18 protein-coding genes are annotated in these 19938 nt (G+C 65.1%); 9 read left to right on the top strand and 9 right to left on the bottom strand.

What is annotated here, in order from left to right; translation table 11 throughout:
- The first annotated feature begins 51 nt into the window (after positions 1-51).
- Both ubiD and fre read left to right on the top strand, forming a co-directional pair.
- A complete protein-coding gene (gene ubiD / locus AN401_RS17825; protein WP_096780098.1) occupies positions 52-1551 on the top strand; it encodes a 4-hydroxy-3-polyprenylbenzoate decarboxylase in 1500 nt (499 codons plus the stop codon).
- Positions 1552-1553: 2 nt separating this feature from the next.
- Positions 1554-2252 carry an NAD(P)H-flavin reductase gene (gene fre / locus AN401_RS17820; RefSeq protein ID WP_094039079.1) on the top strand — a complete coding sequence of 233 codons (699 nt, stop codon included), beginning with the start codon at positions 1554-1556 and terminating at the stop codon, positions 2250-2252.
- A 2-nt stretch (positions 2253-2254) separates the two neighbouring features.
- On the opposite strand, the gene AN401_RS17815 is transcribed toward fre, so the two are convergent.
- Genes AN401_RS17815 through ilvY form a run of 3 tightly spaced genes read right to left on the bottom strand, consistent with a single transcriptional unit; the run spans position 2255 to position 3641 of the window.
- Positions 2255-2440: an acetyltransferase gene (locus AN401_RS17815; RefSeq protein ID WP_096780097.1), complete on the bottom strand. Its 186-nt coding sequence runs from the start codon at positions 2438-2440 to the stop codon at positions 2255-2257.
- Positions 2427-2693 (bottom strand): ubiquinone biosynthesis accessory factor UbiK, encoded by a 267-nt coding sequence (gene ubiK / locus AN401_RS17810; protein WP_096780096.1) that lies wholly within the window; start codon positions 2691-2693, stop codon positions 2427-2429. Before ubiK ends, AN401_RS17815 begins: the two co-directional genes overlap by 14 nt.
- Before the next feature lie 57 nt (positions 2694-2750).
- A complete protein-coding gene (ilvY, locus tag AN401_RS17805) occupies positions 2751-3641 on the bottom strand; it encodes an HTH-type transcriptional activator IlvY (protein ID WP_094039076.1) in 891 nt (296 codons plus the stop codon).
- 138 nt (positions 3642-3779) lie between these two features.
- Between ilvY and ilvC the strand changes: the two genes are divergently transcribed.
- Both ilvC and tcdA read left to right on the top strand, forming a co-directional pair.
- The gene (gene ilvC / locus AN401_RS17800) at positions 3780-5264 is read left to right on the top strand and encodes a ketol-acid reductoisomerase (RefSeq protein WP_094039097.1); all 1485 of its coding nucleotides are present in this window, start codon (positions 3780-3782) and stop codon (positions 5262-5264) included.
- Between the two features lie 183 nt (positions 5265-5447).
- Positions 5448-6251 carry a tRNA cyclic N6-threonylcarbamoyladenosine(37) synthase TcdA gene (gene tcdA, locus AN401_RS17795; protein WP_096780095.1) on the top strand — a complete coding sequence of 268 codons (804 nt, stop codon included), beginning with the start codon at positions 5448-5450 and terminating at the stop codon, positions 6249-6251.
- A gap of 90 nt (positions 6252-6341) precedes the next feature.
- Here tcdA and csdE read toward each other — a convergent pair whose 3' ends face one another.
- Together csdE and AN401_RS17785 are read right to left on the bottom strand one after the other, a co-directional pair.
- Positions 6342-6764 (bottom strand): cysteine desulfurase sulfur acceptor subunit CsdE, encoded by a 423-nt coding sequence (gene csdE, locus AN401_RS17790; RefSeq protein WP_096780094.1) that lies wholly within the window; start codon positions 6762-6764, stop codon positions 6342-6344.
- Positions 6764-7978: an aminotransferase class V-fold PLP-dependent enzyme gene (locus AN401_RS17785; protein ID WP_096780406.1), complete on the bottom strand. Its 1215-nt coding sequence runs from the start codon at positions 7976-7978 to the stop codon at positions 6764-6766. The genes csdE and AN401_RS17785 overlap by 1 nt, the downstream gene beginning before the upstream one ends.
- Before the next feature lie 126 nt (positions 7979-8104).
- Here AN401_RS17785 and rep point away from each other — a divergent pair, with 126 nt between their 5' ends.
- On the top strand, positions 8105-10123 hold the full coding sequence (rep, locus tag AN401_RS17780; RefSeq protein ID WP_096780093.1) for a DNA helicase Rep: 2019 nt from the start codon (positions 8105-8107) through the stop codon (positions 10121-10123).
- Positions 10124-10277: 154 nt separating this feature from the next.
- Here the strand turns inward: rep and AN401_RS17775 are convergent, their stop codons facing one another.
- Positions 10278-10652, bottom strand: coding sequence for a c-type cytochrome (locus AN401_RS17775; RefSeq protein WP_408645778.1), 375 nt, complete (start codon positions 10650-10652; stop codon positions 10278-10280).
- A 284-nt stretch (positions 10653-10936) separates the two neighbouring features.
- On the opposite strand from AN401_RS17775, the gene AN401_RS17770 reads away from it, so the two are divergent.
- Positions 10937-11470 (top strand): MarR family winged helix-turn-helix transcriptional regulator, encoded by a 534-nt coding sequence (locus tag AN401_RS17770; protein WP_176442015.1) that lies wholly within the window; start codon positions 10937-10939, stop codon positions 11468-11470.
- 180 nt (positions 11471-11650) lie between these two features.
- The gene (locus AN401_RS17765) at positions 11651-12271 is read left to right on the top strand and encodes a glutathione S-transferase family protein (RefSeq protein ID WP_094039071.1); all 621 of its coding nucleotides are present in this window, start codon (positions 11651-11653) and stop codon (positions 12269-12271) included.
- Here AN401_RS17765 and AN401_RS17760 read toward each other — a convergent pair.
- Positions 12268-13167: a DMT family transporter gene (locus AN401_RS17760; RefSeq protein WP_096780405.1), complete on the bottom strand. Its 900-nt coding sequence runs from the start codon at positions 13165-13167 to the stop codon at positions 12268-12270. The genes AN401_RS17765 and AN401_RS17760 overlap by 4 nt on opposite strands.
- A gap of 131 nt (positions 13168-13298) precedes the next feature.
- On the opposite strand from AN401_RS17760, the gene sbcD reads away from it, so the two are divergent.
- Both sbcD and AN401_RS17750 read left to right on the top strand, forming a co-directional pair.
- Positions 13299-14516 carry an exonuclease subunit SbcD gene (gene sbcD / locus AN401_RS17755; protein ID WP_096780092.1) on the top strand — a complete coding sequence of 406 codons (1218 nt, stop codon included), beginning with the start codon at positions 13299-13301 and terminating at the stop codon, positions 14514-14516.
- Positions 14513-17902 carry an AAA family ATPase gene (locus AN401_RS17750; RefSeq protein WP_096780091.1) on the top strand — a complete coding sequence of 1130 codons (3390 nt, stop codon included), beginning with the start codon at positions 14513-14515 and terminating at the stop codon, positions 17900-17902. Before sbcD ends, AN401_RS17750 begins: the two co-directional genes overlap by 4 nt.
- Here AN401_RS17750 and AN401_RS17745 read toward each other — a convergent pair.
- Together AN401_RS17745 and AN401_RS17740 are read right to left on the bottom strand one after the other, a co-directional pair.
- On the bottom strand, positions 17899-19170 hold the full coding sequence (locus AN401_RS17745) for a D-amino acid dehydrogenase (protein WP_096780090.1): 1272 nt from the start codon (positions 19168-19170) through the stop codon (positions 17899-17901). The two genes, AN401_RS17750 and AN401_RS17745, sit on opposite strands and share 4 nt — an antisense overlap.
- Positions 19171-19183: 13 nt before the next feature.
- Positions 19184-19936, bottom strand: a complete 753-nt coding sequence (locus AN401_RS17740) for a gamma-glutamyl-gamma-aminobutyrate hydrolase family protein (RefSeq protein WP_096780089.1) — start codon at positions 19934-19936, stop codon at positions 19184-19186.
- Positions 19937-19938 lie beyond the last annotated feature (2 nt).

Raw genomic sequence — 19938 nt, 5'->3', positions numbered from 1 at the left:
CCTTAACCGGGTATAATCCCCGCTGCCACTCGATACACTCGGAACAAACCCATGAAATATAAGGATTTGCGAGACTTTATCGCGCAACTCGAAGCCCAGGGCGAACTCAAGCGCATCCGGCACGAAATCGATCCCTATCTGGAGATGACCGAGATCTGCGACCGCACCCTCAAGGCCGGCGGGCCGGCGCTGCTGTTTGAAAACCCCAAGGGCTTCGACATGCCGGTGCTGGGCAACCTGTTCGGCACGCCCAGGCGAGTGGCGATGGGCATGGGCCAGCAGGACGTGGCCGCGCTGCGCGACGTGGGCCGCTGGCTGTCCTACCTGAAGGAGCCGGAGCCGCCCAAGGGACTGAAGGAGCTGATGGAAAAGCTGCCCATCTTCAGGCAGGTATTGAACATGCCGGTCAAGCGGCTGAAAAGCGCCCCCTGCCAGGAAGTGATCCAGGAAGGGGACGAGGTCGACCTGACCCGGCTGCCGATCCAGCACTGCTGGCCCGGCGATGCCGCACCCCTCATCACCTGGGGCCTGACCATCACCCGCGGCCCCTACAAGAAGCGGCAGAACCTGGGGATTTACCGTCAGCAACTGCTGGGTAAAAACAAGGTGATCATGCGCTGGCTCAGTCACAGGGGCGGGGCCCTGGATTTTCGCGAGTGGCAGGAGGCCAACCCGTGCCAGCCCTATCCGGTGGCGGTGGCCCTGGGCGCCGATCCGGCCACCATTCTCGGCGCCGTGACCCCGGTGCCGGACACCCTGTCGGAGTACGCCTTCGCCGGCCTGCTGCGGGGCAGCCGCACCGAGGTGGTGAAGTGCATCGGCAGTGACCTGGAGGTGCCGGCCAGCGCCGAAATCGTGCTCGAGGGCCACATCTATCCGGACGAGACGGCGCCGGAAGGCCCCTATGGCGACCATACCGGCTACTACAACGAGATCGACGACTTCCCGGTGTTCACGGTGGAGCGCATCACCCGCCGGCGGGACGCCATCTATCATTCCACCTATACCGGACGGCCGCCCGACGAGCCGGCGGTGCTGGGGGTGGCGCTGAACGAGGTGTTCGTGCCCATACTGCAGAAGCAGTTCCCCGAGATAGTGGATTTCTACCTGCCGCCGGAGGGCTGCTCCTACCGCATGGCGGTGGTGACCATGAAAAAACGCTACCCCGGCCATGCCAAACGTGTCATGCTGGGCGTTTGGTCGTTTTTACGACAATTCATGTATACCAAATTCGTTATCGTGTGCGACGACGACATCAATGCCAGAGACTGGAAAGACGTGATCTGGGCCATTACGACCCGAATGGACCCGGCGCGGGATACCACATTGATCGAGCACACCCCCATCGACTACCTGGATTTCGCCTCACCGGTCTCCGGTCTGGGCTCCAAGATGGGCCTGGATGCCACCAACAAGTGGCCGGGCGAAACCGAGCGGGAGTGGGGTGAACCCATAGTGATGACGGATGAAGTAAAACAAAGGGTCGATGCGCTATGGGATCAACTCGGGATCCTGGATGCGAGTGCCGAACAGAGTGAGACCAAAGGATAGTCATGCAGAAAGTAACATGTAGTGTAGAAGCCCTGGAAGAAATGGCCGACACCCTCTGGTATGTGCGGCTCAAGCCTGCACAGACCGTGGATTTTCAGTCTGGTCAGTACCTGCTGGTGGTGATGGCGGACGACGACAAGCGGCCCTTTTCCATCGCCAACATGCCCAATGAGCAAGGCACCCTGGAGCTGCATATCGGCGCCTCCCCCGACAACAGCTATGCCATGCAGGTGCTGACGCGGATGCAGGAGCAGGGGCAAATCGAGGTGCAGTTGCCGGCGGGCAAGGCCTACCTGCGCGCCGAATCCCGTCATCCGGTGATCCTGATGGCAGGCGGCACCGGCTTTGCCTACACCCGTGCCATTCTGCAAAAGATGCTGGCGGATGGCCTGCACAAGCCGGTGTTCCTGTACTGGGGCGTGCGTTTCGAGGATCACCTCTACGCCGACGCCGAAATGAAGGCCTGGGCCGCCGAGCACAGGGAACTGACCTATGTGCCCGTGGTGCAGAACGGCAACGAGCACTGGCAGGGTCGCACCGGCCTGGTGCACGAGGCCATCATGGAGGACTTTCCCAGCCTGACCGGCTACGACGTCTATGTGGCGGGCCGCTTCGAGATGGCGGGCGTGGCGCGGGAGGCCTTCAAGGAGAAAGGGGTGGAAGCCGAGCGGTTGTTCGGGGACGCCTACGAGTTTATCTGACACTAAGACCGGGAAGCGCTTTCCCGGTCTTCGTCACAGAAGGGGGCCAGGGTCAGGTGGCGGATGGCATCCATCGCCAGCTCGAATCGGCCCTCCTGGCACAATCCGAGCAGGCCGCCCTGTTCATAAGCCTCGATGGCTACCTGCAGGCAGGCCTGGCGGATGTGCTCCGCCTCAGAGCTGTTCATCCCGGCCTTCGGCCAGCTGGCGCTCGAGCTGGGCCAGCTTGGCTTCCAGCTCGTTCAGCTTTTCCCGGGTGCGCAGCAGCACCTTGGTCTGCACATCGAATTCTTCCCGGGTCACCATGTCCAGCTTGCCCAGCTGCGCCTGCAGCACGGTGCGGATGCGCTTTTCCGCTTCTTCGCCAATGTTCTTCAGCCCGGCGGGCAGGTTGTTTTGGATCTGCTTGGCGATCTCTTCCAGTTTTTTCGGGTCCAGCATGGTCGCTCTCCTTAAAGTATTGACGCTATTGTAACCCAATCACCGGGGCAATGGGGATCAGGGATTGGCCAGTTGCAGGGCAATCTGGCGAAAGGCCTGGATCAGGGGATCCTCCAGCCGTTTCTTCAGCAGGCAGACACCCACTTCGAAGGGCTTGAGATCCGGGGTCACGTCGAGCCGGCGGATCTTGTCGGCCATGGGACTGTGCTCGATCACCGCCGTGGGCACCAGGGCGATGCCGCAGCCCAGGGCCACCATGCCGACAATGGCCTCGTTGCCGGCTACCTCCGCATAGACATGGGGGCTGATGCCCTTGTTGCGGAACCACTGGTTGGTGCGTTTGCGGGCCACCCCCTGCTCCGGCAATATCACCGGGATCCGGCTCCAGTCGGCGTTGGCCTCCTGCAGCAGTTCGTTGGCCAGGCAGGGGATGCGCGGGGCGATAAACACCAGGGGTACCGTCTGCAGCCGGATAAAGTCGAGCTTGGCGGGCAGGGCGTCGGGGCGGGCGCCGATGGCCAGATCCGATTCGTCGTTCAATACCTTGTCGATGGCCAGGGCGGGATCCCCGGTTTCCAGCCGCAGCTCCAGCTGGGGATAGCGGGTGCGAAAGCGCGCCAGTATGTCCGGCAGCAGAAAGTAGCTGGCGGTGACCGAGCAGAACAGCCGCAGCCGACCCTGCAGGGGGCTTTCGCTCTGCTTGAGTTGCTCCCGCATGGCCTGCCAGTCGGCCAGCCAGTTACCGGCGAACTGCTGCAGGCGCAGTCCGGCCGGGGTCAGGGTGACGCTGCGGTTGTCCCGGTCCAGCAGCTCGCAGCCCAGTTCCTGCTCCAGCCGCTGTATCGCCCGGCTCAGGGTGGAGGGGCTGACCGCCATGGCGTCGGCGGTGCGGCCGAAGTGCAGGCTCTGGCTCAGGTGGAGAAACAGCTCCAGGTTGCGGATATCCATCACATTGCGCCAAATGAAATACTCTGTTTCGAATATATCATTTCAAGCAACGAAAAGCCTGGGTTATAGTGCTGGGGTCGTCACCGCCGGGCGGTGCAGGAATTCAAGTATTAAACGGATTAATTGGAGCAAAAGGCCATGGCTAACTATTTCAACACCCTGAACTTGCGTCAGCAGCTCGAGCAACTGGGCAAGTGCCGTTTCATGAAGCGCGAAGAATTCGCCGATGGTTGCAACTACCTGAAAGGCAAGAAAGTCGTCATCGTCGGTTGTGGCGCCCAGGGTCTGAACCAGGGTCTGAACATGCGCGACTCCGGCCTGGACGTGTCCTACGCCCTGCGCGCCGAAGCCATTGCCGAAAAGCGCAAGTCCTACGTGCAGGCCACCGAAAACGGCTTCAAGGTGGGCACCTATGAAGAGCTGATCCCCACCGCCGATCTGGTGATGAACCTGACTCCCGACAAGCAGCACACCTCTGCCGTCAACGCCGTGATGCCGCTGATGAAGGACGGTGCCGCACTGGGCTACTCCCACGGTTTCAACATCGTGGAAGAAGGCATGCAGATCCGCAAGGATATCACCGTTGTGATGGTGGCGCCCAAGTGCCCCGGTACCGAAGTGCGCGAAGAATACAAGCGCGGCTTCGGCGTGCCCACCCTGATCGCCGTGCACCCGGAGAACGATCCCAAGGGTGAAGGCCTGGCCATCGCCAAGGCCTGGGCCTCCGCCACCGGCGGCGACCGTGCCGGCGTGCTCGAGTCCTCCTTCGTGGCCGAAGTGAAATCCGACCTGATGGGCGAGCAGACCATCCTGTGCGGCATGCTGCAGGCCGGCGCCATCGTCTGCCACGAGAAGATGGTGGCCGAGGGCATCGACGCCGGTTACGCCGGCAAGCTGATCCAGTTCGGCTGGGAAACCATCACCGAGGCCCTGAAGCAGGGCGGCATCACCAACATGATGGATCGCCTGTCCAACCCCGCCAAGATCAAGGCCTTTGACCTGGCCGAGGAGCTGAAGGAGCTGATGCGTCCGCTGTTCAACAAGCACATGGACGACATCATTGAAGGCCACTTCTCCGCCGGCATGATGGCCGACTGGGCCAAGGACGATCACGACCTGCTGACCTGGCGTGAAGAAACCGCCAGCACCAGCTTCGAGCAGTACCCAGCCACCGACGTGGTGATCGGCGAGCAGGAATACTTCGACAACGGCATCCTGCTGGTGGCCATGGTCAAGGCCGGCGTGGAGCTGGCGTTCGAAGCCATGACCGCGTCCGGCATCATCGACGAGTCCGCCTACTACGAGTCACTGCACGAGCTGCCGCTGATCGCCAACACCGTAGCGCGCAAGCGTCTGTACGAGATGAACGTGGTGATCTCCGACACCGCCGAGTACGGCAACTACCTGTTCGCCAACGCCGCCGTGCCGCTGCTGCGCGAGAAGTTCATGCCCAAGGTGGGCACCGACGTGATTGGCAAGACCATCAGCGTCGAGTCCAACTCCGTCGACAACCGTCGCCTGATCGACGTCAACGAGGCCATTCGCAACCACCCGGTGGAAATCATCGGCAAGACCCTGCGTGCCTACATGACCGACATGAAGAACATCGCCGTCGGCGGCTGAACCGGATAATAAACAGAGCGGTAACAACGGGAGGCTTCGGCCTCCCTTTTTGTTTGCACAATGGGGAGGAGTGAGGGGGCAGGGCTCCATTATGTACCGGCGTAGCTCTCCTCACCCCTCACCTTTCACTCCTCACGGAGAGCGGGCTTGATATAATGCCCGCTTAACCAAGGGGAGCAGAAGATGAGTTTTGACGAGCGTTTTGGTGGTATCGCCCGGCTGTACGGGGCGGAGGCCCTGGCCCGTTTCGCCGCGGCCCGGGTGTGCGTGATCGGCATCGGCGGGGTGGGATCCTGGGCGGCGGAGGCGCTGGCGCGCTCCGGCATCGGCGGCATCACCCTGATCGACATGGACGATATCTGCATCACCAACACCAACCGTCAGATCCATGCCCTCTCCAACCGGGTCGGGGCCGAGAAGACCGCCGCCATGGCCGAGCGGATCGCCCTGATCAACCCGGACTGCGAGGTGAGGGTGGTGGACGACTTTATCGGTCCGGACAACCTGGAAGCACATCTGCTGGCGGGGTTCGACCATGTGCTGGACGCCATCGATTCGGTCAGGGCCAAGGCGGCGTTGATCGCCTTCTGCAAGCGCAACAAGATCCCGGTGATCACCGCCGGCGGCGCCGGCGGCCAGATCGATCCTTCCCAGATCCAGCTCGCCGATCTCAGCCGGACCATCCAGGATCCCCTGGCCGCCAAGGTACGCGGCGAGCTGCGCCGCAATTACCAGTTCAGCAAGAACCCCAAGCGCAAGTTCGGGGTGGACTGCGTCTTCTCCACCGAGCAGCCCCGTTACCCCGACGGAAGTGGCGGCATCTGCCGCAGCAAGCAGCAGTCGGACGGCACCATGAAGATGGACTGCGCCTCCGGTTTCGGCGCCGCCACCCATATCACTGCCACCTTCGGCTTCTTTATGGTCGGCCGGGTGCTGGCGAAGCTGGCGGCTGAAGCCGGAAGCGAGAAGCCGGAGGCTGGAAGTTAAGAGCGCCTCCGGCGGCTCATCCCCTGGTCACCAGCTGTTGTTGGCTTTTGATGGGGTGTGGACCATCGGCCAAAGGGCATACTCCAGCTTCTAGCTTCCGGCCTTGGTTTTAATCGCCTCCACCACGGCCCGCAGGCCGTTGCCCCGAGAGGGGCTCAGGTGGTTGAGCAGCTGCAATTCCTCGAAGTAGGCCTCCATGTCGAAGGCGGCGATGTCGGCGGCGGTTTTATTGTTGAGTGCGGCCAGCACCACCGCCATCAGACCCTTGACGATGCGGGCGTCCGAGTCGCAGTGCAGCTGCCAGCGGCCCTGCGCGTCCTGTCCGGCCAACAGCCAGGCCTGGCTTTCGCAGCCGTGGATGGCGTTGGCCTCGGTTCTCGCCTCCGGCGGCAGTGGCGGCAATTGCCTGGCCAGCAAAATCAGCTGCTTGTAGCGGGCCTCCCAGCCGTGGGCGGCGGCAAAGAGGGCGCGGATATCCTGGTCGGTGATGGCGGTGCCGAAGGGGTGGTTCATCACAGCAGCTCCCGGGCTTTGTCGATGCCGGCCAGCAGGGCGGCGACATCGTCGTCGGTGTTGTAAAAGGCGAGGGAGGCGCGCACCGTGCCCTGGGGCAGGGCCAGCGCCTGCATCAGCGGCATGGCGCAGTGGTGGCCGGTGCGCACCGCTATGCCCTGCATGTCGAGCAGGGTGGCCAGATCCTGCGGGTGAACGTCGTCCATCACGAAGGAGACGGCGCCGGCCCGGGGGCGGCCGATCACCCGGATATCGGCCATGGCGCTTAGCCCGTCCACCAACTGGCGCAGCAGGGCGTCCTCGTGGCGCATCAGGGCGGCCCTGTCCTGCGCGGCCAGGTAATCCACCGCCGCCCCCAGGGCGATGGCGCCGGCGATATTGGGGGTGCCCGCCTCGAACTTGAAGGGCGGTGCGTTGAAGGTGGTGGCCTCGAAGCTCACGGTTTTGATCATCTCGCCGCCGGTCTGCCAGGGCGGCATCCGCTCCAGCCATTCGCTCCGGCCATAGAGCACGCCGATGCCGGTGGGGGCGAACATCTTGTGGCCGGAAAAGGCGTAGAAGTCGCAGCCGAGCGCCTGCACGTCCACCGGGAAGTGGCCCACCGCCTGGGCGCCGTCTACCAGGGTAACGGCGCCGGCGGCCTTGGCCAGGCGGATAAGCTCTGCCACCGGGTTGACCTGGCCGAGGGCGTTGGACACATGGCCGATGGCCAGCAGCCGGGTGCGCTCGCTGATAAGGGCCCCGGCGGCGTCCAGGTCCAGCTCGGCGCTGTCGGTAAGCGGAATGACTTTCAGCACGGCGCCGGTGGCCGCCGCCGCCTGCTGCCAGGGCACGATATTGGCGTGATGTTCCAGGGTGCTGAGCAGGATCTCGTCCCCGGGTTGGAGGACGTGCCGGCCGAGGCTGAAGGCCACCAGGTTGATGGCTTCGGTGGTGCCCCGGGTCCAGATGATTTCCCGGGCCGAGGGGGCGTGGATAAAGCGCGCCACCTTTTCCCGCGCCTGCTCGAAGGCCCGGGTGGCCTGGCCGCTCAGGGCGTGGGAAGCCCGGTGCACGTTGGCGTTGGTATCCCGGTAGTAGTGGTTGAGGGCGTCCAGCACCGGCTGCGGCTTCTGGGTGGTGGCGGCGTTGTCCAGGTACACCAGGGGGTGGCCGTTGACGATTTGGGCCAGGGTGGGAAAGTCGCGTCTGAGTGCCTTGATGTCGGTCGCCATGATGTTGCCGGGAAAAGAAAAAACTGAGCGGATCATGAGCCAAAGCCGGGCCCATGACAAGGCGGCCTTCACCCGGAGGCTGTCTGCCGTTAAAATGACCGGCCGTTCAACGCCCCAGGAGCCTCGATGAAACTCAACCCCGCCCAGGACGACGCCGTACGCTATATCGCCGGGCCCTGCCTGGTGCTGGCCGGCGCCGGCAGCGGCAAGACCCGGGTGATCACCAACAAGGTAGCCTACCTGGTGCGCCAGTGCGACTACAAGGCGCGCCATATCGCCGCCGTCACCTTCACCAACAAGGCGGCGCGGGAGATGAAGGAGCGGGTGGCCCAGACCCTGGGCAAGCACGAGGCCCGGGGGCTGATGGTGTCCACCTTCCATACCCTGGGGCTGGAGATCCTCCGCCGCGAGCATAAGACCCTGGGGCTCAAGGCCGGCTTCTCCCTGTTCGACGATCAGGATCAGCTGGCGCTGATCAAGGAGCTGACCGAGCAGGAGCTGGATAACGACAAGGACAAGATTTCCCGCCTGCTGTCCACCATCTCCAACTGGAAGAACGATCTGGTGCTGCCGGCGCGGGCGGCCCGGCTGGCCACGGATCCGGAAACGGTGCTGTTCGCCCAGTGCTATGAGCGCTACCAGCGGCAGATGAAGGCCTACAATGCCCTGGACTTCGATGATCTGATCCTGATGCCGACCCTGCTGCTCAAGACCAACGCCGAGGTGCGCGCTTACTGGCAGAACAAGATCCGTTACCTCCTGGTGGACGAATACCAGGACACCAACACCAGCCAGTACGAGCTGGTCAAGCTGATCGCCGGCGAGCGGGCCCGCTTCACCGTGGTGGGGGACGACGATCAGTCCATCTATTCCTGGCGCGGGGCGCGGCCCCAGAACCTGGTGCTGCTGAAGGAGGACTACCCCAGCCTCAAGGTGATCAAGCTGGAGCAGAATTACCGCTCCCGGGGGCGCATCCTGCAGTGCGCCAACATCCTGATCGCCAACAATCCCCATGTGTTCGACAAGCAGCTGTTCTCGGAGATGGAATACGAGGCACCGGTACGGGTGCTGTTCGCCAAGCACGAGGAGCACGAGGCGGAGCGGGTGGTGGCCGAGATCATGGGCCACAAGTTTATGAACGGCAGCAAGTTCGGCGACTACGCCATCCTCTACCGGGGCAACCACCAGTCCCGGGTGCTGGAAAAGGCGCTGATGACCAACCGCATTCCCTACAAGATCAGCGGCGGCACTTCCTTTTTCTCGCGCACCGAGATCAAGGACATCATGGCCTACCTGCGGCTGCTGGTGAACCCGGACGACGACAACGCCTTCCTGCGGGTGGTGAACACCCCGCGGCGGGAAATCGGGCCCACCACCCTGGAAAAGCTGGGCACCTACGCCAATCAGCGGGGAAAAAGCCTGTTCGCCGCCAGTTTCGAGCTGGGCCTGGAGCAGCACCTCGGCGGCCGGGGCCTGGTGGCGGTGCGCGCCTTCTGCGACTGGCTGGTGCGCCGGGGCGACGAGGCGGCGCGCGGCAACGCGGTGGAAGCGGTGCGCGACATGATCAAGGACATCCACTACGAGGAGTGGCTGTACGAGAGTTCCCCCAGCCCGCGGGCGGCGGAGATGCGCATGCAGAACGTGTCCACCCTGTTCAAGTGGGTCAGCCAGATGCTGGAAGGCTCGGATCTGGACGATGCCATGACCCTGCCCCAGGTGGTCACCCGCCTGACCCTGCGCGACATGATGGAGCGGGGCGAGGAGGAAGACGACGGCGAACAGGTGCAGTTGATGACGCTGCACGCCTCCAAGGGCCTGGAGTTTCCCTTCGTGTTCATGGTGGGCATGGAAGAGGGGCTGCTGCCGCACCAGAGCAGCATCGACGAGGACAATATCGAGGAAGAGCGGCGCCTGGCCTATGTGGGCATTACCCGCGCCCAGCAGGCGCTCACCTTCACCCTGTGCCGGGAGCGGCGCCAGTTCGGTGAAATGGTGCGGCCCGAGCCGAGTCGCTTTTTGCTTGAGCTGCCCCAGCAGGATCTGGACTGGGAGCACAATCGCAAGCCGCCGAGCGAAGGGGAGCGGATGCAAAAGGGCCAGGCAGGTATCGCCGGTTTGAGGGCCATGCTGGGCCGGAAGTCGTGAGGCTGGCGTGAGGGGTAAGGTGTGAGGTGTGAGGTGTGAGGTGTGAGGAGGGAAGTGTGTCCGATGTTTTTTCTCCCCACTCCTCACCTTTTACGCCTCGCTGTCTTCAATAAAAAAGCCGCATTGCTGCGGCTTTTTTATGGGCTGCGGTGCCTCAGAGGGCTTCCAGCATATAGTCGACGGCGTTGGTGATCTCTTCGTCGGAGCAATTGCCACAGGCGCCGCGGGGCGGCATGGCGTTGAAGCCGTTGAGGGCGTGGCTCAGCAGGGTATCGCGGCCCTGGGCAACGCGCGGTCCCCAGGCGTCGGCGTCGCCCTTGATGGGAGCGCCGGCGGCGCCGGTGGCATGGCAGGCGGCGCAGGCCGCGGTATAAACGGCCTCGCCGCTGCGCGGGGCGGCAGGCTCGCCGCTGTTACCGGCGGCGGTGTCCACGATTCCTTCCAGATCGGCGGCGGTATAGACGCTGCCTACCGGCTTGGTGCGCTCGGCGATGGCTTCCGGCGACATATCATTGGCGGCGTAGGCCATGCCACTCAGCGAGGCAGCGGCAACACCGGCAAGCAACAGGTTTCTTAACAGGCTCACCTTTTTATTCTCCCAGTTGGCTTATTTGTTTCCGTTAAACCCGCGGAGTATACCCCAAGTGCGGCGGTCATTAAACGGTCTGGCTAAAAGAGTGTCGGGTCATAAAAACAGCAACTTGGGTACGGTCCCGGGGCATGATGCCAGCGGTCTGACTGGATCCTTTATGTTATTATCAATATTCTCTTGATATGAAAATGGCTGCGAGCATCACGGAGCACCCGACAACAATGAACGACAACAACACGCAGAATACCGGCCCGGACGACACCCAGGTCATGGATCAGATCGATCGTATCGTGACCCTGTGGCGGCGGGCTCGCCCCGATCTGGCCTTTGGGAGTACCGAGGTGATCGGTCGGGTGGTGCGGCTGGAATATTTTATTACCCGCCGGGTGCTGCAGGATCTGGCCCGCTACGACCTCAATGTGGGGGAGTTTGACGTGCTGGCCGCCCTGCGTCGCCACCCGCCCTATTTCCAGCTGTCGCCCAACCAGTTGCAGTCCATGGTGCTGATCTCCTCCGGCGCCCTGACCAACCGCATCAATCGGCTGGAAAGCCGGGGCCTGGTTACCCGGGCCCAGGCGGATCACGATCGCAGGGGGGTGATCGTCACCCTGACCGACGAAGGCTTCCGGGTGGTGGAGGACGCGGTCAAGTACCACCTCGCCGCCGAGGCCGAGCTGGCCTCGGCCCTGTCGGCCGAGGAGCAACGGCAATTCGCCGCCCTGCTGAAAAAAATGCTGCTGGCGGTGGAAGACTGAGGCCCATCTCACCTTTTTGACCTGCAGATGGCGATGACAGATTGATGACATCGCCATTTCCCGATTTCCTGCTGATAATTAGTAAAGGCCGGCCTTGAGCGGTGACACCGGTACAAGGCCGGACGCGTTCACCCTATTCAGACAGGCAGCGGTCGCCGTGCCGCCCGAGGAGGTCATCGAATGAAGTTATATTACAAGCCGGGCGCCAGCTCGCTTGCTCCCCATATCGTCTTGTCCTGGCTGGGCCTGCCCTACGAGCTGGAGCTGGCCGATACCCGGGATCCCGAGTTTCTCAAAATCAACTATATGGCCTCGGTTCCCGTGCTGTTCACGGAAGATCTCGGCCACTTGTACCAGAACAGCGCCATACTGCGTTACCTGTCCCGGCTCCCCGAAGGCGAACACCTGGGACCGGGTACGGATCCGGTGCTGCAATACCAGTGCGACTACTGGCTCAGTTTTCTCAATACCGATGTCTACAGTACCTTCGTCCCCTATTTTGCGCCGCAGAAATACACCAGTGATCGCAGCTTCGCCGCCCACGATGCCATCAAGGCCGCCGTGCCCGAGCGGGTCGCCCGCTTCCTGCAACGGATGGACAACCACCTCGCCAGCCGCACCTGGTACATGGACGAGCACAAGAGCATAGTGGACGCCTGCGCCTTTCCGCTTGAATACTGGGCGACCCTGGTGCTGCCCGAGGGGCTGGGTCCCTATCCCCACCTGGCCCGCCACTTCCAGGACATGAAGGAAGATCCGGGCGTACGCAAGGCCCTCGACGAGGAAGGCCTTAAACTCTAATGCCGGGCCACGATTAACCCGGTTCCCACCACGGTGGCCAGGGCGCCCAGCCAGGCGCCATTGGCCGGCCGCCGTTTCATCACCAGCCACAGCAAGGGCAGCACCAGCACCGGGCTGACCGAGCTCAGCATGGCCACCATGCCCACCTCGCCGTAACGCAGGGCCAGCAGGATCAGCGTCATGCCCACGCCCATCGCCAGGAAGGCATTGAGCGCCACCATGCCGAACACCGGCCAGTTGATGGCGCGCAGCGGCCTGGCCACCGCCAGGCCGCACCAGAGCAGGGCCAGGTGGGCGACAAAGGCGGTGCTCATGCGTACCGCCGAGGCGGCGACCGGATCTATCTCGCCCATCATCACCGGTTTGACCATCAGGGTGGCCACCGACTGGCACAGGGCCGACAACAGCCCCAGGCCGATGCCGGGCCAGGGGTTGCCGTCATCCTGCTCCCAGGCATGGGTGTCGTTGCCGCGCTTGCCGAAGAAGATGGCGGTCATGACCCCGCCCACCAACAGCAGGCAGCCGAGCAGGGTCAGGCCGATGATGGTCTCGCCGAACACCAGGTAGCCGAGCAGGGCCGAAAACAGGGCATGGGTGGCGAACAGCACCCCGGCCCGGCGGGGACCGAGCCGGTTCATGGCGGCGAACAGCGCGGTATCGCCGATAAAGATCCCGATCAGCCCGGAAATGGCCATTATCCCCAGGCTGTGGGGACTCAGGCTGGCCCAGCCACCGCCGAGCAGGGCCACCGACCACAGCATCAGGCTGACGCAGAACATCCGCCAGCGGGAAAAGGCGAAGGCGCCCAGGTGGCGGGCGGCATTGGCCGAGAGCAGGCTGGCCACCGCCCAGCAGGCGGCCGCCGCCAGGGCGAGAAAATCGTAGGAAAAAGGCATCTTCGGGCAGAATGTCGGGAGAAAGGCCCAGTCTAGCAAGTTTTCTGCGCCCGCCAAGGGCATTTGCGCCCGGCCTCCTTAGCGGGTTTAATAGCGGCTGAGCCGTTACCACAAGAATCACAAGAGCCGCCATGCGCATACTGCACACCTCCGACTGGCACCTGGGCCAGCATTTTCTGGGCAAGAACCGTTATGACGAACACCGGGCCTTCCTGAGTTGGCTGGTGGAGCAGGTCGAAGGGCACGGGGTCGATGCGGTCATCCTGGCCGGCGACGTGTTCGACACCGGCACGCCGCCGAGCTATGCGCGCGAGCTGTACAACCAGTTTGTGGTCGAGCTGCAGCGAACCGGCGCCCATCTGGTGGTATTGGGCGGCAATCACGACTCGGTGGCCATGCTCAACGAGTCCCGGGAACTGCTCGGCTGCCTGAACGTGTCGGTGATCGCCGGGGTGCTGGCCGAGCCGGAACGGCAACTGCTGACCCTGCACCGGCGAAACGGCGAGCCCGGCGCCCTGCTGTGCGCCGTGCCCTTTATCCGCAGCCGGGAGGTGCTGGAAAGCCAGGCCGGCCAGAGCGGCCGGGACAAGCAGCAGGCCCTGCAGCAGGCCATCGCCGACCACTACCGGACCCTGTTCGAGCTGGCCGAAGGGCGGCGCGCGCAACTGGCTGCGGCCCTGCCCATCCTCGCCACCGGCCACCTCGCCACCGTGGGGGCCAGCAGCAGCGACTCGGTGCGGGAGATCTACATCGGCACTCTGGAGGCGTTTCCCGCTGCCGCCTTTCCCGCCGCCGACTATATCGCCCTGGGTCATATCCACCGGCCCCAGAAGGTGGCCGGACTGGAGCACGTTCGCTACTGCGGCTCGCCCATTCCCCTCAGTTTCGACGAAGTTGGCCGGCAGAAAGAGGTACTGCTGGCGGAGTTCGCCGGAGGGGGCCTGGAACGGGTGACCCCGCTGCCGGTACCCCTGTTCCAGCCGCTGGCCCGGATTGGCGGCAACCTGCAGGAACTGGGCGCAGCCATGGCCGATGTGGCGGCTAACGGCAGCGAAAACCGGCCAGTCTGGCTGGAGGTGACGGTCACCGGCGACGACTACCTGAGCGATCTGCAGCCCCGGGTGCAGGCCCTGGCCGAGGGGCTGGCGCTGGAGGTGCTGCTGGTGCGCCGGGGGCGGCGGGAGCAGGCCGCGGCCCTGGTGGCCGGGCAGCGCGAGACCCTGAGCGAGCTGACGCCGGAGCAGGTGTTTGTGCGGCGGCTGGCGGCGGAGACGCTGGCGGAGGCGGATCTGGCCGCGCTGAACGGGCTGCATGCCGAGGTGCTGGCGGCGCTGGGGGAGGAGGCATGAAAATCCTGACCCTCAGGCTGAAGAACCTGAATTCCCTCAAGGGCGAATGGAAAATCGACTTTACCCGGGAACCCTTCCTGGACAGCGGCCTGTTCGCCATCACCGGGCCCACCGGGGCCGGCAAGACCACCCTGCTGGACGCCATCTGCCTGGCGCTCTATCACCAGACACCGCGGATGAAGGTGATCTCCGCCGGCGGCAACGAGTTGATGACCCGCCATACCGCCGACTGCCTGGCGGAGGTGGAATTCGAGGTGAAAGGAGAAGGCTACCGCGCCTTCTGGAGCCAGCGGCGGGCCCGGGACAAGAGCGACGGCAAGCTGCAGGCACCCAGGGTGGAGCTGGCGAAGCGGAGCGGCGAGATCCTGACCGACAAGATCAACGACAAGTTGAAACTCACCGAGCAACTGACCGGGCTCGACTTCGGCCGCTTCACCAAGTCCATGCTGCTGGCCCAGGGTGGCTTCGCCGCCTTTTTGCACGCGGACGCCAACGAGCGGGCGGAACTGCTGGAGGAACTGACCGGCACCGACATCTACGCCCGCATTTCCCAGCGGGTGTTCGAGCAGACCCGGGAGCACAGGGCCGCCCTGGCGCAACAGGAGGCCAGGGCCCAGGGCGTGGCGCTGCTGAGCGAGGAGGAACGGCAGAGCATCGAGCAGGAGCGGGCCGGGACAGGCACCGAGCTGGCCGGGCAGCAAGAGGGGTTGCGGCAAACCCGGGCCGAGCTGCAGCGCCGCCGCCAGTGGGATCACTGCGAGCAACAGCGGGTTGCCGCCCGCCGGGAGCAGCAACAGGCCCTGGCCGCCCTGAACGACGCGGCTGACGAACAACAGCGTCTGCGGCAGAGCGAGCCGGCCGCCCGCTTGTATCCGCAATGGCAACAGCTGCAACAGCACCAGGCGCGGCTCGGCACCCTGGCGGCCCAGCTGGAGCGGCGCGAGGCCGGGCTGGCCACCCTGACGGCTGAGCGCCGCCGGCACAGCTGGCAGGGACTGTCGTTCAGCCACCAGCACCATCAGGCCTTGCAGGCCCGGGACGCCGAACTGGAGCGGCAACAGCAAGGGCTGGCCGAGGCCATGGCCGCCAACGCCGCCGGTGAACGCTTGGGCGAGCAGCTGGCGGGCTGGCGCGCCAGTGTGGAGCAGCTCGACCGGCTGCAGCAGCAGGCTTACAAGGCGCGGCTGCGGCTGCAGCAACAGGGCGAGGAACAACAGCGGCTTGAGCATGACCGGCAAGTGCTGGCACAGCAACAGCAGCAGGCGCAGCAGGCCGAACAACAGGCGGAAGCACAATACCGGCAACAACAGCAGGCACTGGCCAATATTCTGGGCGCGCTCACCGAGGCGGAGCTGAAGGCGCGCCTTCAGCAATTGCGCGGGCAACAGCCAGACTGGCTGACCCTGCAGCAAAGTGTCGACCGGCTGCGGGAGCTGCAGCACGAGCGGCAACAGGAGCAGCAAAAGCAGGCCCGGATGGAGCCGGAATGGCGACAGGGCGAGCAGCAACTGGAACAGGCCCGTGAGCAGTACCGCGTGCTCCAGGAGCAGGTGAAGGACAAAACCCGCTTGCTGGAGCAGGAAAAGCTGATCCGCTCCCTGGAGCAACACCGGGCGCAGTTGCAGCCCGGCGAAGCCTGCCCGCTGTGCGGCAGCGAGTCTCATCCGGCCATCGAGGCGTATCGGAACCTGGATGGCAGCACGGCAACCGAGCTGCAGCAAAAGAGCGCCGAGCTGGAAAAGATGGAGCAGCAGGGCCAGAGACTGAGCGCTCTGCAGGCGGAGCGCAAGGCGGTGCTGGAGCAGATCGGGCTGCGGCTGCAGCAGCTGGACAGGGCCATGGCGGAGCACGGCGCACGGCAAGCCGCGCTGCTGCTGGCCCTGGCTCTGGATGCGGATCACTGGCCAGCACAACTTGACGAGCGCCGGCAACAGCTGGCGCGGCTCGAGCAGCAGGCCGAACAGCTGGATGCGGCCAAAACCGTCCTGAACCACGGGGAGCAGGCCAAACAGGCCGCCACTGCCCAGGCCGACAGGCTTAAACACCGGCAACAGTTGCTGGAGCAGCAGCAGCAAACCCTGCTGCGGGCACAGCAGCAGCTGAACGAAGAATGCCGGGCCATTGAGCAGCAGCGGAAGGAGCTGGAGCAACGGCTGACTGCCAGCGTCGGTCACAAGCCCGCAAGCTGGCAGGACTGGTTGCAGCAGACCGAGCAGCAATGGCAGCACTGGCGGCAGCAGCAGGCCGCCGTCACCCGCTTGAAAGAGGAGCGCCAGCAGTTGGCCGTCAGCCTGAGCGAGGCGGGCAGCCTGTTCCTGCGCTGGCAGCAGCGCTGGCAGGCGCTGGGGCTGCCCGATGGCGAGCCGGTCACGGCGGCAGATCCGCTGGCCGCGGCCCAGGAAGCGGAAACACGGCTGGCTAGCCTGAATGACGAACTGCAGCGCCAGGGGGCCATTCAGGAGCAGGAGCAACAGCAACTGGCGGTGTTGCAACGGGAGCTGAGCGACGCACAGGCAAGCTGGCAGCAGGCCCTGGCCGCCAGTCCCTTCGCCGACGAGGCCGCCTTTATCGCCGCCCGGCTGGAGGAGGACGAGCGCCAGCAGTTGCAGGCGCGGCTGCAGGCCCTGCAACAGGCGCGGGCGCTGGCCGCGGATCGGCTGGCCCAGGCCGAGCAGGCCTGGCAGCAACTGGGGCCGCAGCCGCCGGCGCCGCTGGCGGAGCTGGAGGCCCGGGAGCGGCGACAGCAGGACGCCGTCAACCTGTTGCAGCAGCAGTTGGGCCGGCTCGACGGCCGGCTGGAGCACGACGCCGCCCAGCGCCGGCAGCAGCAGGCCCTGCTGGACGAGATCGAGCGGGGACGCCGGCAGCTGCATCACTGGGAGCAACTCAACAGCCTGATCGGCTCCGCCGACGGGGCCCGCTACCGTCGCTTCGCCCAGGGGCTGACCCTGGAGCACCTGGTGCACCTGGCCAACCGCCGGCTGGCGCGGCTGCACGGCCGTTACCGGCTGGCCCGCAAGGACGGCGGCGAGCTGGAGCTGGCGGTGATCGACGGCTGGCAGGCGGACGCGGCCCGGGATACCCAGACCCTGTCCGGCGGCGAGAGCTTCCTGGTCAGCCTGGCGCTGGCGCTGGCGCTGTCGGATCTGGTCAGCAGCAAGACCCGCATCGACTCCCTCTTCCTCGACGAGGGCTTCGGCACTCTGGACGCCGAGACCCTGGAGGTGGCCCTCGACGCCCTCGACGCCCTCAACGCCAGCGGCAAGATGATCGGCATCATCAGCCATATCGAGGCGCTGAAGGAGCGGGTGCCGGTGCAGATCCGGCTGAGCAAGAGCCAGGGCCTGGGCCTGAGCCGGCTGGCACCGGAATTCGCGGTGAGCTAGCCGCCCAGGCCGTGGTCGGCCGGGCGCAGCCCGCTGTCGTCGATGGGGGCGGGGTCGCCGCCGATCCGGGCCGCCAGCAGCGAGGCCGAGCCCATGGCCAGGGTCCAGCCCAGCATGCCGTGGCCCAGGTTAAGGTAGAGGTTGTCGGCCCCGGCCCGGCCGATGATGGGGGCGCTGCTGGGGGTGACCGGGCGGAAACCGGTCCAGCGGTCGAGCAGGCGATCGTAGTCGCCGGCCTCGGGGAAGCGTTGCCGGCAGACCCGCAGCAGGTGAGCGATACGATCCTGGTCCAGCGTCCGATCGTCACCGACGATATCGGCGCAGCCGGCCACCCGAAGCCGGTCGCCGACGCGGGCGAACACCACCTTGTTGTCCACGTCGGTGATGCACACCGCCGGGGCCCGCTCGGTGGCGGGGACCGTGATGCTGTAGCCCTTGATCGGATAGATGGGAATATGCAGGCCGATGCCGCGGGCCAGCGCCAGGCTGTCGGGGCCGGTGGCGAGCAGGTAGGCGTCGGCGGTGATACTGCCCTGGCTGGTGTCCAGCCCGGTGATGCGGTTCCCTTCTTTGTGCAGGCGGTGGACCCGGCAGTGATAATGCGCTTCGAACCCTGGTTGTTGGCGCAGCCGGTCCAGCAGGGCGAGGGCGAACCGGTGGCAGTCGCCCACCTCGTCGAGGGGGGAATGGACCCCGCCGGCCATGGGGGCGGACAGCTGAGCCAGGCCGGGTTCAAGCGCCAGGCACTGCCGCCAGTCCAGCACCCGCTGCGGGCAGCCCCACTCTCTTTTCTGCCGGACCCGGGCGGCGGCCTGCTCCAGATCCTGGCGGCTGCCGTAGAGATGCAGCTTGCCCGAAGGCCGGTGATCGAACCCGAGTTCACACTCTTCCATTAGCTCATGCAGCCTGTCCCGCGAATGCAGGGCGAGCCGCAGTATATTGCGGGTATTGCGCTCTTCCCGGCTCGCCCGGGCGTGCAGCAGGAAGCGGCCGCCCCAGCGCAGCAGTTGTCCGTCCACCGACATCCGTACCCGGAAGGCGGGATCCCGGCCCAGCAATATCCGGGGCATCTTGGCCACCAGGCCCGGCGAGGCCATGGCGTCGGTATAGGAGTAGCTCAACTGGGCCCCGTTGGCGAAACTGGTGCCGAGGGCGGGCCCCTCGTCCGCGTCCAGCAGCATCACCCGATAGCCGGCACGGGCGAGCAGGTAGGCGGAGGTGACGCCGATGATGCCGGCGCCGATGATGGCGATGGACTCTGTCTTCATGGTACACCTCGTCCTAGTTGGCCAGGGGGAGGGCGGCCGCGTGCCGGCGGTACTGGGTCGCCGCCGCGACCAGCGCCTCGAACAGCCGGCGCTCCCCCTGGTTGATCAGGTATTCGGGGTGCCACTGAAAGCCCAGGCAGAAGTGCTGGCCGGGAATTTCGATCGCCTCGACGATGCCGTCGTCGGCGACGGCGCTGACGATGATGTCCGGCGGCAGATCCCGCACCGCCTGATGATGCACGCTGTTCACTTCCAGCGATTCCTGCCGGAACAGCTGGAACAGACGGGTGCCGGGGGTGAGGTGCACCCGGTGTCCGGCCTGGTGGTGGGGCTGGGGTTGCATATGGCTCAGGCTGTCCTTCACTTCGCTGGGAATATCCTGAATAAGTTTGGCACCCTTGAGCACCGCCAACAGCTGCATGCCGCCGCAGATGCCGACAAGGGGAATGTCGCGGGCCAGCGCTCCTTCGATCAGCTTGCGTTCGAACCGGGTGCGGCCTTCCTTGGTCACCAGCTCACCCTGGCGCAGGGATTCTCCGTAGAGTTCGGGGGGGATGTCATACATGCCGCCGCTGATCACCAGGCCGTCGACCAGGTCGAGATAGTGCTCCGCCGCGTCCTGTCCGTGGGGCAGGGCCAGCGGCAGCCCGCCCGCCGCCGCTATGGCGGAGCAGTAGTTCTCCCGCAGCGCGTACCAGGGCTCCGGGGCATAGCCCGGGGTGTGTTCGATATCCAGTGTGATTCCGATGACCGGCATGGAAGACATGA

Source organism: Zobellella denitrificans, assembly GCF_002407485.1.
Taxonomy (GTDB): domain Bacteria; phylum Pseudomonadota; class Gammaproteobacteria; order Enterobacterales; family Aeromonadaceae; genus Oceanimonas; species Oceanimonas denitrificans.
The sequence above is the reverse complement of the archived record's forward strand: the minus strand, read 5'-3'. Positions and strand labels throughout refer to the sequence as shown.